This window comes from Legionella sp. km535, from assembly GCF_003990085.1.
GTDB classification, from domain to species: domain Bacteria; phylum Pseudomonadota; class Gammaproteobacteria; order Legionellales; family Legionellaceae; genus Legionella; species Legionella moravica.
This window is the reverse complement of sequence record NZ_RZGU01000014.1, coordinates 40162-54849: the sequence shown is the minus strand read 5'-3', so window position 1 is coordinate 54849 and position 14688 is coordinate 40162. Positions and strand designations below refer to the sequence as shown.

The window sequence follows — 14688 nt, the reverse complement described above, 5'->3', positions numbered from 1 at the left end:
ATGGGTTTCAGATTGTCCAGAAACCCGGATAACTTACTCTACTAATTTTAATGATGGTTTTTTTCTTGCGGCAGCTTCAGAATCTGGTGAACTGGTTGGTGGTTGAGGTTCTTCACCTTCTTCAATAGCAAAAGCAATCCCACGACCATTCTCTTTAGCATAAATTTCCAATACCGCATTCGGAACTACGAAGATCTGTTCCGTTTGACCAGAAAATCGAGCGGTAAATACAATACGATCATTTTCCAGCAAAAGACCGCGCGTTGCTGATGGGGAAATATTTAAAACAATACGCTCATGACGAATATGTTCCTTGGGAACCTGGACATTTGGATAAGTTGCATCAACCAAAATATAAGGAGTCAGCTCATTATCTACGATCCAGTCGTAAAAAGCGCGAATCAGATAAGGTTTATTTGATGTCATTGCCATGTTATGCAGCTCTTATTTGTCTCTCAGCATCAGTCAAACTCGCTTGGAACGAATCACGTTTGAATACACGCTGCATGTAAGAGAGGATGCCTTTAAACTGAGGGGCAATTTCCATACCTAATTTAGGCAAACGCCATAATAATGGAGCTAAAGCGCAATCCAGTAAAGAAAACTCATCACTCAAAAAATAAGGTTTATCAGCGAATACAGGATCCAGACTGATTAGGCTTTCCAGCAAATTGACCCGAGCCTGTTCAGCATTATCATCGTTTAGAATGTAATTCATCAGATAGTACCAGTCCTGCTCAATCCGATGCATCATTTTACGGGTTTCTGCTCGGGCAACAGGATATACGGGCAATAAAGGAGGATGAGGGAAGCGCTCGTCCAGATATTCCATAATAATGCGTGCTTCATAAAGAACCAATTCTCTATCAAGCAATGTAGGAACTGTCCCATAGGGATTAATCGCTAACAGATCTGAGCTTGGCTCGCTTTGATTCACAGCAAGAATTTCTACATTAACGCCTTTTTCAGCTAATACTATCCGTACCTGATGGCTATAAACATCATCAACATCAGAAAATAAAGACATTATGGTGCGCTTTGCAACAATTGCCATTAGCAACTCCTATCGATTCATGAAAGCCCGAAAACAGCTTCCGTATTTTACAGTTCAAAGAGCAACATTCTACCACATTTTTACCCTTCCGGGTGACTTTATGCCAAAATCTAATTCATTTATGCAAATATATCATTCAATACTCCAGGGTCTGTTGACAATTCATCTATCCCTCCCCGCTTCCTGCGCATTAAGCGCAGAACGTAGGCTAAGAGCAATTGCCAACGGAACCGAGAAGACTCGGAACGTATGTTATTTTATTCTTCGCCAATAAATATTCTTTAAGCGATAGGCAAAAATAAAAAGAATGCATAAAAACAGAATAACAAAGACACCAATCTTATATCGCACCATTTTGGCAGGCTCCCCGACGTAAACCAAAAAGGTGACTAAATCTTTAACCGCACTATCGAATTCAGCCTGATGCATTTCACCTGGTTGAAGAACTATTAAATCCGAAGAATGGGCAGATTTATTGTGCCTTAAAATTACTGTTCCGATCAATGGCTCCAGGATATTGGGCATGGCAACATCAGGTATCAGCAGATTGTTGGTACCAAAAGGCCTGGAACCATCACTGTAAAAACTCTTTAAGTAAGTATAAATCCACTCAGGGCCTCGATCTCGAGCACTTAAAGATAAGTCCGGAGGCACGATACCAAACCACTGCCTGGCATCTTCTGGAGGCATTGCAATACGAATGGGGTCGTATATTGTTGCTTCTGTAAATATTAAATTACTTTTTAACAAGTCTTCATCCAGCTCGCCATCAAAAGTAGTTAGACCTAATTCATGAGCCATTCGATTGTAACGCATGTACTTTAATGAATGACAACCCGAACAATAATTCATGTACAGTTTGGCGCCTCTCTGTAAGCTCTCTCTGTCTTTTATGTTTATAGTCACGGAATGCATAGGCCTATCATCTGCCCTTGCCAACGGAGCTGTGTCAAGTAAAAAAATGCAGGCCATCACTAAGGTTATGAGTTTCATCATGATTCACCTATTCGGGCAGGAACGGGTTTCGTACGCTCCAATCGACTGTAGAACGGCATGAACATAAAAAAGGAAAAATAGATAACCGTACCCAACCTGGCCAGCAATAAGCGTAGCGGTGTAACCGGAGCTGTACCTAAATACCCCAATAGCAACACGCTCAAAATAAAAAGAGTTAAGCTTACTCGTGAAAACATTCCCTTATACCTCATTGAGCGAACGCTGCTTCGATCCAGCCAGGGAATAAAAAATAAAATAAATATCGCGGATTGCATGCAGGCAACTCCCCATAACTTGTCAGGAATGGCCCTTAAAATGGCGTAAAACGGTGCCATATACCAGACGGGAGCAATATGCTCAGGAGTTACCATAGGATTGGCAGGAACAAAATTAGCATGCTCTAAAAAGTACCCCCCCATCTCGGGTGCAAAAAAAACGACTCCGAAAAACAGGATTAAAAACACTATAATTCCAGAAAAATCTTTAACAGAATAATAGGGATGCAAAGGAATTCCATCCAATGGGATGCCTTGCTCATCTACAGTGTTTTTAATGTCAATTCCTTCAGGGTTATTGGAACCAACCTTATGCAAAGCAACGATATGCATAAACACCAAAAGGAGCATTAAAATAGGGATACCAATGACGTGTAAGGCAAAAAAACGTTGTAAGGTAGCATTTGCAACAGCAAAATCACCTCTTAACCAAACCGCTAAACTTTTACCGATGTAGGGTATTGCTCCGAATAACGAGGTAATCACTTCTGCACCCCAGTAGGACATTTGCCCCCAAGGCAATAAATAACCGAAAAAAGCTTCCGCCAGCAGTATAAGATATAAAACCATACCCAGTAGCCAGACTAACTCTCTTGGCTTTTGATAAGAGCCATAAAGCAAACCTCGAAACATATGGAAATAGATCACAATAAAAAATGCTGACGCACCTGTTGAATGCATGTAACGCAATAACCAGCCAAAATTGACATCACGCATAATGTATTCAACAGAAGAAAAGGCTTGATCAGCACTGGGAGTGTAAAACATGGTCAACCATAAACCAGTGACCAACTGATTCATCAGAACCACTAAAGCCAGTGAGCCAAAGAAATAAAAAAAGTTCAGGTTTTTCGGAACATAATAATTACTAAAATGACTTTTCCAGGTGTTTAACAAGGGAAAACGTGCATCTAACCAGTTCACCAGTCCACTCATGGTTCAGTCCTTATTGTGCTTCCTCACCTATCACTATCGTATGCTCATTAATAAAGTGATAAGGAGGTACTTCGAGGTTTATAGGAGCAGGAACACCCTTGAAAACCCTGCCCGAGAGATCAAAAGTGGAGCCGTGGCATGGACAAAAGAAACCTCCTGGCCAATCAGCTCCTAACTCACCCAAATCAGGTTTATATTTGGGCGAACACCCAAGATGAGTACAAATACCGATTAACACCAAATACTCAGGATTAATGGAACGGTATTTATTTTTTGCATATTCTGGTTGTTGTTCTACTAATGATTGCGGATCTCGCAATCGTGAATCATCAACATTTAACTGTTGAAGCATTTCGTTGGTTCGCCGGATAATCCAGACCGGCTTTCCACGCCATTCTACAATCGCTTGCTCTCCAGGTTCCAATTTTGATAAATCAACCTGTACAGGCGCGCCTGCTGCTTGTGCTTTAGCGCTAGGCAACCAGGATGAAACAAAAGGAGTTAAAGCACAAACAGCGCCCACACCACCCAAAACACAGGTCGAAGTTAACAAAAATCGACGCCGCTCTTCATCTAATGGATTTTCTGGTTTCTTATCCACATCCTGTTTCAGATCAGTAGTTTCACTCACCGTCATGCCGTCCTGATTTAAGATAAACTTATTTATAACAAAGAAATGAACTTTTTCAAACGGATGTGAAGGCTATTTTAATAGAAATAAAAAAAAACCCGCATAGAGCGGGTTTTTAAATAAAACGGTATTAACGTTTGGAGTACTGAGTCGCACGACGTGCTTTGTGCAGACCGACTTTCTTTCTTTCCACACGACGTGAATCTCGAGTTAACAAACCACGAGCACGCAGCTTTCTACGAAATGAATCTGGGCTTGGCTCAGCGTCTTCTGCCAATCCATGCTCATCATAGGCAACCAATGCTCTGGCGATACCCAAACGAACAGCACCTGCTTGACCAGAAACACCACCACCAACAACAGTGATGAAAATGTCAAATTTATCAAGAACGTCAACAGTTTCTAAAGGTTGCATTACAACCATGCAAGAAGTTTCACGACAAAAATATTCTTTCAGAGTGCGATTATTGACTTTAATCTCACCTTTTCCAGGACGTAAAAAAACACGAGCTGTTGAACTTTTTCTACGGCCAGTGCCATAGTATTGCTTCATTTCAGCCATAATACTTATTCCTCAATCTCAAGTTGCTTGGGTTGCTGTGCAGTATGCGGATGTTCGCTACCAACATATACTTTCAGTTTGCGATACATCTCTCTACCCAATGGATTTTTTGGTAACATGCCTTTTACAGCAAGCTCGATAATTCTTACAGGATTGTGTGCCTGCATTTTTTCGAAAGTAACCGATTTGATACCACCAGGAAAACCTGTGTGACGATGATACATCTTGTCTTTAAATTTACGGCCAGTCACTGTGACTTTCTCCGCGTTAGTAACAATGATGTAGTCACCAGTATCAACATGGGGTGTATACTCAGCTTTATGTTTGCCACGCAAACGACGGGCAATCTCAGTAGCTAAGCGACCCAAAACTTTATTGCTGGCATCGACCACTAACCAGTCACGTTTGACTTCATGGCCTTTGGCACTAATTGTCTTCATTAAATAAACTCCGAACCGCCTAAATTGGTAATCTTTCTATCATGGACGGGCGATTTTAACCAAAACAGAAACATCCTACAAGTAAAAAGGATAAAAATTTATTAACAATTAATTAAATCTATATAAAAACATCTAATTTCACATGAAAATGTGAACTGATTCCTGCAATTCAACTGCACTTATTATACATAAGAAATAAATAATTTACTTATCAATTAAAAGCTGTTCTGCGGTTTCTCCCGCAATTAAATGGCTTTCAATTATTTGATCAATATCAGCAAGAGAAGAATAAGAATACCACACTCCCTCAGGATAAATCACTATGCATGGCCCTGAACTGCAGCGTCCAAGACAACCCGACTTACTAACCCGATACTTTCCGGGGCCGTGCATATCCAGTTCCAGAAGGCGAGATTTAAGGTAGTCAAAATATTCTTCGCCACCAGTATTCGCACAGCATTGCTTACCTGCCGCCTTTTGATTCGTGCATATCATTATGTGCTTGGTATAATAAGTCAAGGGTTTACTTTCCTATTGCTTCTATCTTTGTTTTTAATTTTAAGCCCGGCTTAAAGGTTACCACTCTTCTGGCAACCACAGGAATTTCTTCACCGGTTTTAGGATTTCTACCGGGTCTTTCAGGTTTGTCTCTCGGAGTAAAATTACCGAATCCGGATAATTTCACAGGTTGCCCATGCTCCAGAGCATGACGTAGTTCTTCAAAAAAATTTTCTACCAGTTCCTTGGCTACCGGCTTGGAAAGCTTTAAATCATCACACAAGGATTCAGCCATTATTGCTTTGCTCAATGCATTCACGATTAGTCCCTCAATATGATTGAAAATTCATTTTGCAGTGTCTTGATTATAGCATCAATTAGCAAATTGATCTCAGAATCTACTAATGTTCGTGTATCATCCTGTAAGGTCATTGCAACAGCAAGACTTTTCTTTCCTTCTGGCACCCCTTTACCGACATAAACATCAAAGACATCAAATGATTTTAACCAATTTTCTGTAACTGCTGATCGGACAGCGTGTTCAATCTGCATGGCATTTATCTTTTCATCAACCAAAAACGAAAGATCCCGTCTTATTTGAGGGTATTTTGAAATCGTTTTATACAGGGGTGCAACAGGATTCTTCAATGCCTCTACATTTAACTCAAATAACAGAACATCTTGAGCAATATCTAAAGCATCGGACAGTCGTGGGTGCAATACCCCAATCCATCCAGCATGCTCCCCGCCTATGGTGATTTGTGCTGATTGACCGGGATGCAAAGCATCATTAACAGCCGGTATAAACGCCACGTCTTTTAATTTTAATAATGCAAACAACGATTCCAGGTCACCTTTCAAATCATAGAAATCGTAGCAACGTTTTGTTTCATTCCAGTTCAAGCTGCCACGTTCGCCCATCAACAAACCGGCAATACAAGGACGCTCTGTTAAGTTCTGTTTCTCAACATCAAACACGACCCCAATCTCAAAAAATTTAATCGCATTTTGTTGTCTGTGAACATTGTAAATCATTGAGGCAATTAACCCCGGCCACATCCCGACTCTCATCTGCGATAATTCTGAAGAAATAGGATTAAGAAGCTGCATGAATTCCTTCTCAGGATAAAGAGCTTCTTGTATCTCTGGATCAACAAAGCTATAACTTATGGTCTCATGATATCCTCTGGAACGGAACCAATGAGCCAATTGAGCCGCTATTCGTTCATTCGAACAGATAGCACCCGCCTGAACTACTGTATTCATTGGCTCGGCCATTAAATTATCATAACCGTATAAGCGGATGATTTCTTCTACCAAATCTACGTCTTGCTGTATATCAAATCGATGTGAAGGAACCGTTACGTCAAATTGTGTACCGGCTTCATGAGTAATAACGATACCCAATCCCTCCAATAAACTTTTCATTTCCTGTAACGAGATAGTCAGCCCGGTCAGCTGTTTTACTTTTGTGGTATCAAAAGTAAATTGGATTCGTTTGGGTAAGTGAGTCGCATCAGACGATTCAATAATAGGCCCGGCTGTACCGCCAGCAATAGATGTAATTAGCGAAGTGGCTCGCTCCAGCGCTTTCAACTGAAGATAGGGATCAACTCCTCGCTCATAGCGTTGTGATGAATCGCTGAATAAACCATATTTTCTAGCGACACCGGCAATGATAATCGGATTAAAAAAGGCACTTTCCAGAAAAACATCCGTAGTATGAGCCTCGACCGCACTGTCAGCACCGCCCATGATGCCCGCCATGGCCAAAGGTCTTTCTTTATCGGCGATAACCAGAACCTTGTCGTTTAATTGAACCTCTTGACCATCTAATAATTTTAATTGTTCTGAATCATTACTGAAACGAACATTAATTTCACCATCAATTTTCGCCAGATCAAATGCATGCATAGGCTGCCCTAATTCGAGCATGACATAATTCATAATATCAACAATAGGATGGAGTATTCTGATCCCGCCCCGGCGCAGACGCTCACTCATCCATAATGGTGTTTTAGCCTGAGTATCAATGTTTCGTATAATTCGCCCACAATACCTGGGGCATGCCTCTGGACTGTGCAAATGAACGCTAAGGACATCATCTATTGCAGGGGTAATTGTAGCAACAGGTTGCTCCATCAACGGCAATTTATTGAGTACCGCAACTTCTCGGGCTATACCCAATACACTAAAGCAATCTGCTCTATTAGGGGTTAAATCGACATCAAAGACGTGGTCATCAAGCGTCAGATATTCACGTAAATCCATACCGACAGGGGCATCATCCTCTAACTCCATAATGCCTTCAGATTGTTCAGCAAGCCCTAGTTCAGTAACGGAACACAGCATCCCCTGGGACAACTCGCCTCTCAGTTTGGATTCCTTGATCTGAAGGCCGCCTGGTAATTTGGCGCCAATCATCGCTAACGCAACTTTTAAACCAGCGCGTACATTTGCTGCGCCGCATACAATTTTTAATGGTTTATCAGCATTCACGCTGACATCACATAAAGTCAGTTTATCTGCATCTGGATGAGGCTTTGTACTTAGAACCTCAGCAACAACCACATGAGTAAACGCTCCAGCAACAGGATTTACCGCATCTACTTCCAAACCAGCCATAGTCAATTGATCGGCTAACTCTTGTTCTGTTAATGAGAAGTTAACCCATTCACGTAACCATAACTTACTTAATTTCATCTATAGTCCCCATAATTCAATTGCTGCCTCTCATATACATGGTTCACTTCCTCTACGGACTATAATTCTGATGTGTATGATTTAATCCGTATAAAGTTCGCAATAAGAGAGGACAGATATCGGTATTAAATGCTTAAAACTGACTTAAAAATGTTACATCGTTTTCAAACATCATGCGCAAATCATCAATTCCGTAATACAACATGGCCAGCCTGTCCATGCCCATGCCAAATGCCCAACCCTGATACTCCTCAGGAGAGATATTGACCGCTTTGAGAACATTAGGATGGACCATACCACAGCCCAGAACCTCTAACCACCCGGTAAACTTACACGAGCGGCATCCCTTGCCGCTGCACTGAGTACATTCTATATCCACTTCTGCAGAGGGTTCGGTAAAGGGAAAATAGGAAGGACGAAAGCGAAGCGCCAGTTTTCGGCCAAAAAAGTGAGCAAAAAAATCGTTCAGCAATCCCTTTAATCCAGCCAGTGTTGCCTGTTTATCAATTAATAAGCCTTCAACCTGATGGAACATGGGTGTATGGGTCATGTCAGAATCACATCGATATACCCGGCCTGGTGCGATAAGACGAAAAGGAGGTTTACGTTGCTCCATAGTACGAATTTGTACTGGCGATGTATGAGTTCTTAGTAATCTGCCATCCCCAAAATAGAAGGTATCGTGCATTGCACGCGCAGGATGGTGACCAGGAATATTCAAGGCTTCAAAATTATAAAATTCTGTTTCAATTTCAGGGCCATCAACTATATCAAAGCCCAAGCGAGTAAAAAAATCATTAATTATATGTTTTACCTGAGTCACCGGATGCAATGATCCCGACTCACGATGCCGCCCTGGAAGGGTTACATCGATTTGTTCTTGAGCTAATTTTTCCAGCAATTGTTGTTCTTTTAATTCAAGCATTTTCGTCTCGATCAGCAAGCTGATCTCGCGTTTTGCCTGATTAACTAATTGACCCATTTTGGGTTTTTCTTCAGCGGATAAATTCGCAAGGCCTTTTAAAATATCAGTCAGTTTCCCTTTTTTTCCCAAAAAATCGACACGAATTAACTCAAGAGCGGCAATGTCCTGGGCCTGATTAATGGCTTCAGAGGCTTGTTCTTGTATGGTGATGATATCCTGCATTTTTATACCCACAAGTAAAAAGGAGGCCTTAGCCTCCTAAATAATTTTATTAGTACTTTCTTTTGCTGTGATAAATAAAGACTGCTTAACCTGCTAATGCAGCTTTGGCTTGTTCAGCAATTGCAGCAAAAGCTACTTTGTCATGAATCGCCATATCAGCCAGTATTTTTCTATCCAGTTCAATTGAAGCTTTTTTCAAACCATCAATCAAACGGCTGTATGACAAACCACACTCACGAGCCTGTGCGTTAATACGAACTATCCATAGAGCACGAAACTGTCTTTTCTTCTGACGTCTATCACGATAAGCGTATTGGCCTGCTTTGATTACAGCCTGCTTCGCTACGCGATAGGTCCGGCTACGTGCGCCGTAATAACCTTTTGCTTGGTCTAATATTTTCTTGTGACGCGCTTTAGCGGTCACACCACGTTTTACTCTTGGCATATCTTAATCTCCCCTTAACTACCGTGCAACATACGCTCTGCCAAACGCGCATCGCATGGCTTCAAAGTACTGGCACCTACGCGTAAATGGCGTTTTTGCTTAGTAGACTTCTTGGTGAGGATATGATTCCTGTAAGCGCCACGACGTTTAATCGCACCACTTGCTGTTTTGCGGAAGCGTTTAGATGCTCCGCGATGTGACTTTAACTTCGGCATAACAATATACTCCGCATTTGTTACTTAGTTTTTTTGGGTGATAATACCATCAGTAATTGTCTTCCTTCGCGCTTAGCATGTTGTTCAACAACAGCTACATCAGCAGTATCCTGCTGGATTCGCTCCAGAATTTTCATACCGAGTTCTTGATGAGCCATTTCACGACCACGAAAACGAAGCGTGATTTTGACCTTATCACCATGATTCAGGAAACGGATCAGGTTGCGTAGCTTGACCTGATAATCTCCATCTTCCGTCGTAGGACGGAATTTTAGCTCTTTGACCTGAATTTGCTTTTGCTTTTTCTTTGCTTCAGCTTGTTTTTTACTCAGTTCAAAAAGAAATTTACCATAATCCATAATACGGCATACGGGAGGTTTGGCTGTTGGAGATATTTCTACCAAATCCAATCCACCTTCTTCCGCAGCCCTTAGGGCTTCTCGTGTTGATACAATTCCTGCCTGGTTACCATCGACATCAATTAAGCGTACCTCAGGTACAGTGATCTGTTCATTAATTCGTGCGCGATCATTTTCACGCTTAGTTGGTGCACTAATGGTTTAATCCTCCAGTTCGTTATTTACAGAGATCCTTTACGGACAATTTCTTGCGTCAAGGTATCACAAATTGTATCTATTGTCATCACGCCTAAGTCCACACCTTCACGTGAACGAACGGCAACCTGACCATTTTCAACTTCTTTATCGCCTATTACTAATAGATAAGGCACTTTTTGTAAAGTATGCTCGCGAATTTTAAAGCCAATTTTCTCATTTCTCAAGTCCAAATGTGCACGAATACCATTTTTTTGTAAAATTCGTGTGACTTTTTCCGCATACGCGTTCTGTTTTTCACTTATGGTGAGTACAGCAGTCTGTACAGGCGACAACCAAAGTGGTAATTTTCCAGCATAATGCTCGATTAATATGCCCATAAAGCGCTCAAAAGAACCTAAAATCGCACGATGCAACATGACGGGAGTCTGTTTGCTGCCGTCTTCAGCAATATAGCTTGCTTCCAAACGAGCGGGCATTGAAAAATCAACCTGAATGGTACCGCACTGCCAAATTCGACCCAAGCAATCCGATAAAGAACACTCAATTTTCGGGCCATAAAATGCTCCTTCACCTGGCGCATCGACCCATTCAATTCCTCTTTCCTGCATGGCTTGTTTTAGAGCATTCTCCGCTTTATCCCATACCTCATCCGCACCAACACGTTTTTCAGGACGTAAAGCCAGACGGTATTTAATTGCACTAAAACCAAAATCGGTGTAGACGGATTGAACCAGCTCCAGCATCATCGCAACTTCAGATTGGATCTGATCTTCGGTACAAAATATATGAGCATCATCCTGGACCATATTTCGTACACGCATTAATCCATGCAATGAACCAGAAGGTTCACATCGATGGCAATTGCCAAACTCAGAAAGCCTTAATGGCAAATCTCTATAACTTTTCAAACCTTGATTATAAACCTGGACGTGGCAAGGACAATTCATTGGCTTTACGGCATACTGACGATTTTCGGTCTCGGTAACAAACATCTCATCTCTGAAATTTGCCCAATGCCCCGATTTTTCCCACAATACTTTATCGACCAACTGGGGGGTTTTAATTTCCTGGTAGCCAAAATCAGCCAATCGCATGCGCATGTAACGCTCTAATTCCTGATAGATTATCCAGCCATTGGGATGCCAAAAAACCATTCCGGGAGCAATATCCTGAAAATGAAACAGATCGAGGGCTTTTCCCAATTTGCGATGATCCCGTTTTTCCGCTTCTTCGATGCGAAACAGATAATCGGCTAGTGATTTTTTATCAGTCCAGGCTGTACCATAAATTCGCTGCAGCATCTCATTATTAGAATCACCACGCCAATAGGCACCAGCCAGTTTTGTCAGTTTAAAGGCCTTTAAAAAACCGGTAGATGGAACATGCGGACCTCGGCACAAATCTTCAAAATCACCTTGACGGTATAATGAAAGCACTTCACCAGCAGGAATATCAGCAATAATCTTGGCTTTATACTCTTCACCCAGATTTTTAAAATATTGAATTGCTTCATCACGCGGTAGTTCTCTGCGAGTAACAGGATGATTTGCTTTAGCCAGTTCCTGCATTTTTGCTTCAATTAGCTCAAGATCTTCGGGTGTAAATGGTCGCTCAAAGGCAAAATCGTAGTAAAAACCGTCCTCAATCACAGGGCCTATAGTCACTTGGGCTTGAGGGAACAAAATCTTTACCGCCTGAGCTAAAAGATGTGCGGCAGAATGCCTTATAACTTCCAGACTTTCTTCTTGTTTCTCGGTGATAATAACCAAGGAGCAGTCATTCTGAATCAAAAAGCTGGTATCAACCAAACGGCCATCAACACGACCTGCCAGAGCTGCCTTTGCTAATCCTGGACTAATATGGTGTGCTACATCGTAAATAGTCAAAGGGGCTTCAAAATGTTTCACACTACCATCAGGTAATTTAATGTTTGGCATAGTTCTGTCCGTCATTCCGTCCGTCAAGCACTTCTTTTCAAAAAAAAACCCTGCAGAGCAGGGTTAAAACTTTTGTATTCAGTGCAGCAGCTGCTCTATAAAATTGATTCAAATGTATCTTTCGATTTAATTGGTAGGCACGAGTGGGATCGAACCACCGACCACCACCATGTCAAGGTGGTGCTCTACCACTGAGCTACGTGCCTAGAATTCGACCTGTATTCAAATAGGTTTGAATTATATAATAAAGTTATAATATAAAGCAAATTATTTAATCGACTACTTCAAATAATTTCTAAATGATGTCGATATAATAACAAATAACACAAGCTCATATTAGCCCCTGCATTAATAGTTGCCAACACTTCAAAGCATGGTTACATAAAAATTTTCTGTGCAAAACCTGAAATGCAACATCAGGAAAAATCAATCCATTAAAGACACAATTTGAAATGCGGCTAAAAGAAGTAGGCGAAGTACTAGATACACCTGAGTCGTAATATGGAATTATTTAATTTTGACTTAGGAACATGCACGAAATCCAATTTAAAGCGGCTTTAAGCGTAAGAAAACAATTAACATACCTGCTTCAAACAACACCCAACCCCAAAGAAGAGAAAATCTATTATTAACAATGGTTTACATCAACACACCAAAACTGTTAGTATTTTTTTTAGAGATTAAAATCACGGATTTCACCTTACAGAGCTGGTTGAAGTAAGTAGGCGGCATAACGCCTTCTCATACTGTACGCCCTTCTCTAAAGCGCTCATTGTGTGTATTGATTGGCCTTTAATCCCTGCCAGAATCTCGGAACAACAATAACTTATTGGCTAATCTAGCCTGCATATCCTAAGGAAAGAATTTATGCTAGAAATCAACAAAAGAAAACAGTCCTTTTTGGTTGGATTGTTGGTGTTTCTGTGCTCCTGGATGATAATAGGAACAGGACAGGCTGAAATGCCATTATGGACCTTTGAGCCGTTAACAGCCACCACAGCTGGCGTAGCCTGGGAGTAGGCCCAAAGGGCCGTATCCCAGGGTTTCTTTTAAGTTGAAAATGGATTATTGCCATAAAATTAATGAAAGAGGTTGGTCTAAGTGAGTTTGGAGAGTAGATGAGTGGTGAACTTAAGCTGGCATAACAATGAAAACCTGGGATACGGCCCTTTGGGCCTACTCCCAGGCTACGCCGGCTATCTCCATGTAAGGATTCATCAAGATATCCAGGTATTTTTCTAACCTCACTTAAACCATCATGCCCTAAAGCATTAATCCATGCAGTTAATTTAGCTATAATGTGTTTAGGAAGTTTGTTTAAGCTTGGTATTAATGGACATTAAATTATTAACATCGATTTAGTAGGCAAATTGGGTAATGAAATAGGCTATAAACAAATCCAGCAGTACAAGACTTTGAACCCAGGAGTAAAGGTGGGGTGCAAACGTATCAGTTCAGGCTTTTCACGATTAACGCGATATAGCACAACACTGACAACAGAACGCTCTCCATAAAAAAACTTATCGGTTCAAATATTTTGTACTGCTGGCTAAAATGATTATAGCGCCTGAATTATCTTACTGATTAATATTAGTCACTATTTTTTACTCAGCCAATCGCTTAGAAAACATCGGTTTAATTAGCGATTGGGATTTATTGCTTTACCCTGTCTAGCTCCTTGCCATGGCGTTTTTTCATAATAAAACTTTTTTCTCTAAGCTCTGTCTCATTGCACGGTGAATATTGGCCCGCATAGGAGGACAAATCCAAAGTATAACGCGGCAGACTAACCTGAACTTCATTTTTTTCATTTTTCATCACATCTACGTTAATAGCAGAAACTGGCTCGCATTTATTGTTTTCTATATCACCAATATCATCTTGACGGCATATAGAAAATGTAACGTTATATTGATAATACTCAGGCTCTGGATTAACTAAAAATATTTTTAAATCAAGAGCTTTTTTGTGATTACGAACACACAAAGTCTGGTATCCGCTTTGTGTTATCTCTCCATTTCTAGTTTCCAAAATATCAGCTCTTAAATACTGATACTCATCATTATTCAATCCCTCTGCATAGGTTTTATGGACAGTTAACAAATCAGGATGGCCAGAGACGTTATGAGCACTTAGTGTTAATGAAGTAAACGATAGTAAACAGGTTAATATTCTTTTCATTTTTTTCCTTAGTTTAAGATGAAACACATACACCAGCATTGAAACTCTTTTAATTTTTCTTTTTTACGCTTGAAAATTTCTTCACCATTAGGATCAATCTCTCTTGGAGCA

At 40.9% G+C, this 14688-nt stretch carries 17 protein-coding genes and 1 tRNA gene; 1 reads left to right on the top strand and 17 read right to left on the bottom strand.

Features of this window, described 5'->3' with window-relative positions; genetic code table 11:
* Window positions 1-33: 33 nt before the first annotated feature.
* The 16 genes from ELY21_RS09625 to ELY21_RS09550 all read right to left on the bottom strand — a co-directional run bounded on the left by ELY21_RS09625 (window position 34) and on the right by ELY21_RS09550 (window position 12602).
* The gene (locus ELY21_RS09625) at window positions 34-432 is read right to left on the bottom strand and encodes a ClpXP protease specificity-enhancing factor (RefSeq protein ID WP_028383350.1); all 399 of its coding nucleotides are present in this window, start codon (window positions 430-432) and stop codon (window positions 34-36) included.
* 1 nt (window position 433) lies between these two features.
* Window positions 434-1054 carry a stringent starvation protein SspA gene (gene sspA, locus ELY21_RS09620; protein WP_127108988.1) on the bottom strand — a complete coding sequence of 207 codons (621 nt, stop codon included), beginning with the start codon at window positions 1052-1054 and terminating at the stop codon, window positions 434-436.
* Between the two features lie 252 nt (window positions 1055-1306).
* Window positions 1307-2050 carry a cytochrome c1 gene (locus tag ELY21_RS09615; protein WP_127108986.1) on the bottom strand — a complete coding sequence of 248 codons (744 nt, stop codon included), beginning with the start codon at window positions 2048-2050 and terminating at the stop codon, window positions 1307-1309.
* Window positions 2047-3261: a cytochrome b N-terminal domain-containing protein gene (locus ELY21_RS09610; RefSeq protein ID WP_127108984.1), complete on the bottom strand. Its 1215-nt coding sequence runs from the start codon at window positions 3259-3261 to the stop codon at window positions 2047-2049. The genes ELY21_RS09615 and ELY21_RS09610 overlap by 4 nt, the downstream gene beginning before the upstream one ends.
* Before the next feature lie 10 nt (window positions 3262-3271).
* On the bottom strand, window positions 3272-3898 hold the full coding sequence (gene petA, locus ELY21_RS09605; RefSeq protein WP_199741689.1) for a ubiquinol-cytochrome c reductase iron-sulfur subunit: 627 nt from the start codon (window positions 3896-3898) through the stop codon (window positions 3272-3274).
* A gap of 124 nt (window positions 3899-4022) precedes the next feature.
* The gene (gene rpsI, locus ELY21_RS09600) at window positions 4023-4454 is read right to left on the bottom strand and encodes a 30S ribosomal protein S9 (RefSeq protein WP_028383355.1); all 432 of its coding nucleotides are present in this window, start codon (window positions 4452-4454) and stop codon (window positions 4023-4025) included.
* A 5-nt stretch (window positions 4455-4459) separates the two neighbouring features.
* A complete protein-coding gene (rplM, locus tag ELY21_RS09595) occupies window positions 4460-4894 on the bottom strand; it encodes a 50S ribosomal protein L13 (protein WP_028383356.1) in 435 nt (144 codons plus the stop codon).
* Window positions 4895-5098: 204 nt separating this feature from the next.
* Window positions 5099-5413: a ferredoxin gene (locus tag ELY21_RS09590; protein ID WP_028383357.1), complete on the bottom strand. Its 315-nt coding sequence runs from the start codon at window positions 5411-5413 to the stop codon at window positions 5099-5101.
* Between the two features lie 4 nt (window positions 5414-5417).
* Window positions 5418-5711: an integration host factor subunit alpha gene (locus ELY21_RS09585; protein ID WP_028383358.1), complete on the bottom strand. Its 294-nt coding sequence runs from the start codon at window positions 5709-5711 to the stop codon at window positions 5418-5420.
* 2 nt (window positions 5712-5713) lie between these two features.
* Window positions 5714-8095, bottom strand: coding sequence for a phenylalanine--tRNA ligase subunit beta (gene pheT / locus ELY21_RS09580; protein ID WP_127108982.1), 2382 nt, complete (start codon window positions 8093-8095; stop codon window positions 5714-5716).
* Between the two features lie 133 nt (window positions 8096-8228).
* Window positions 8229-9242 carry a phenylalanine--tRNA ligase subunit alpha gene (gene pheS / locus ELY21_RS09575; protein WP_127108980.1) on the bottom strand — a complete coding sequence of 338 codons (1014 nt, stop codon included), beginning with the start codon at window positions 9240-9242 and terminating at the stop codon, window positions 8229-8231.
* A gap of 85 nt (window positions 9243-9327) precedes the next feature.
* Entirely contained in the window at window positions 9328-9687 is a 360-nt protein-coding gene (gene rplT / locus ELY21_RS09570; RefSeq protein ID WP_028383361.1) for a 50S ribosomal protein L20, read from the bottom strand.
* A gap of 14 nt (window positions 9688-9701) precedes the next feature.
* Entirely contained in the window at window positions 9702-9902 is a 201-nt protein-coding gene (rpmI, locus tag ELY21_RS09565; protein ID WP_083500053.1) for a 50S ribosomal protein L35, read from the bottom strand.
* Window positions 9903-9922: 20 nt separating this feature from the next.
* Entirely contained in the window at window positions 9923-10459 is a 537-nt protein-coding gene (gene infC, locus ELY21_RS09560) for a translation initiation factor IF-3 (protein ID WP_035921352.1), read from the bottom strand.
* 23 nt (window positions 10460-10482) lie between these two features.
* Window positions 10483-12396 carry a threonine--tRNA ligase gene (thrS, locus tag ELY21_RS09555; RefSeq protein WP_127108978.1) on the bottom strand — a complete coding sequence of 638 codons (1914 nt, stop codon included), beginning with the start codon at window positions 12394-12396 and terminating at the stop codon, window positions 10483-10485.
* A 131-nt stretch (window positions 12397-12527) separates the two neighbouring features.
* A tRNA-Val gene (locus ELY21_RS09550) sits at window positions 12528-12602 on the bottom strand.
* Window positions 12603-13263: 661 nt separating this feature from the next.
* Here ELY21_RS09550 and ELY21_RS15615 point away from each other — a divergent pair.
* Complete coding sequence (locus ELY21_RS15615) at window positions 13264-13416, top strand: hypothetical protein (RefSeq protein WP_158618541.1); 153 nt, start codon at window positions 13264-13266, stop codon at window positions 13414-13416.
* 633 nt (window positions 13417-14049) lie between these two features.
* Here the strand turns inward: ELY21_RS15615 and ELY21_RS09545 are convergent.
* Window positions 14050-14577 (bottom strand): hypothetical protein, encoded by a 528-nt coding sequence (locus tag ELY21_RS09545; RefSeq protein WP_127108976.1) that lies wholly within the window; start codon window positions 14575-14577, stop codon window positions 14050-14052.
* Between the last annotated feature and the right edge of the window lie 111 nt (window positions 14578-14688).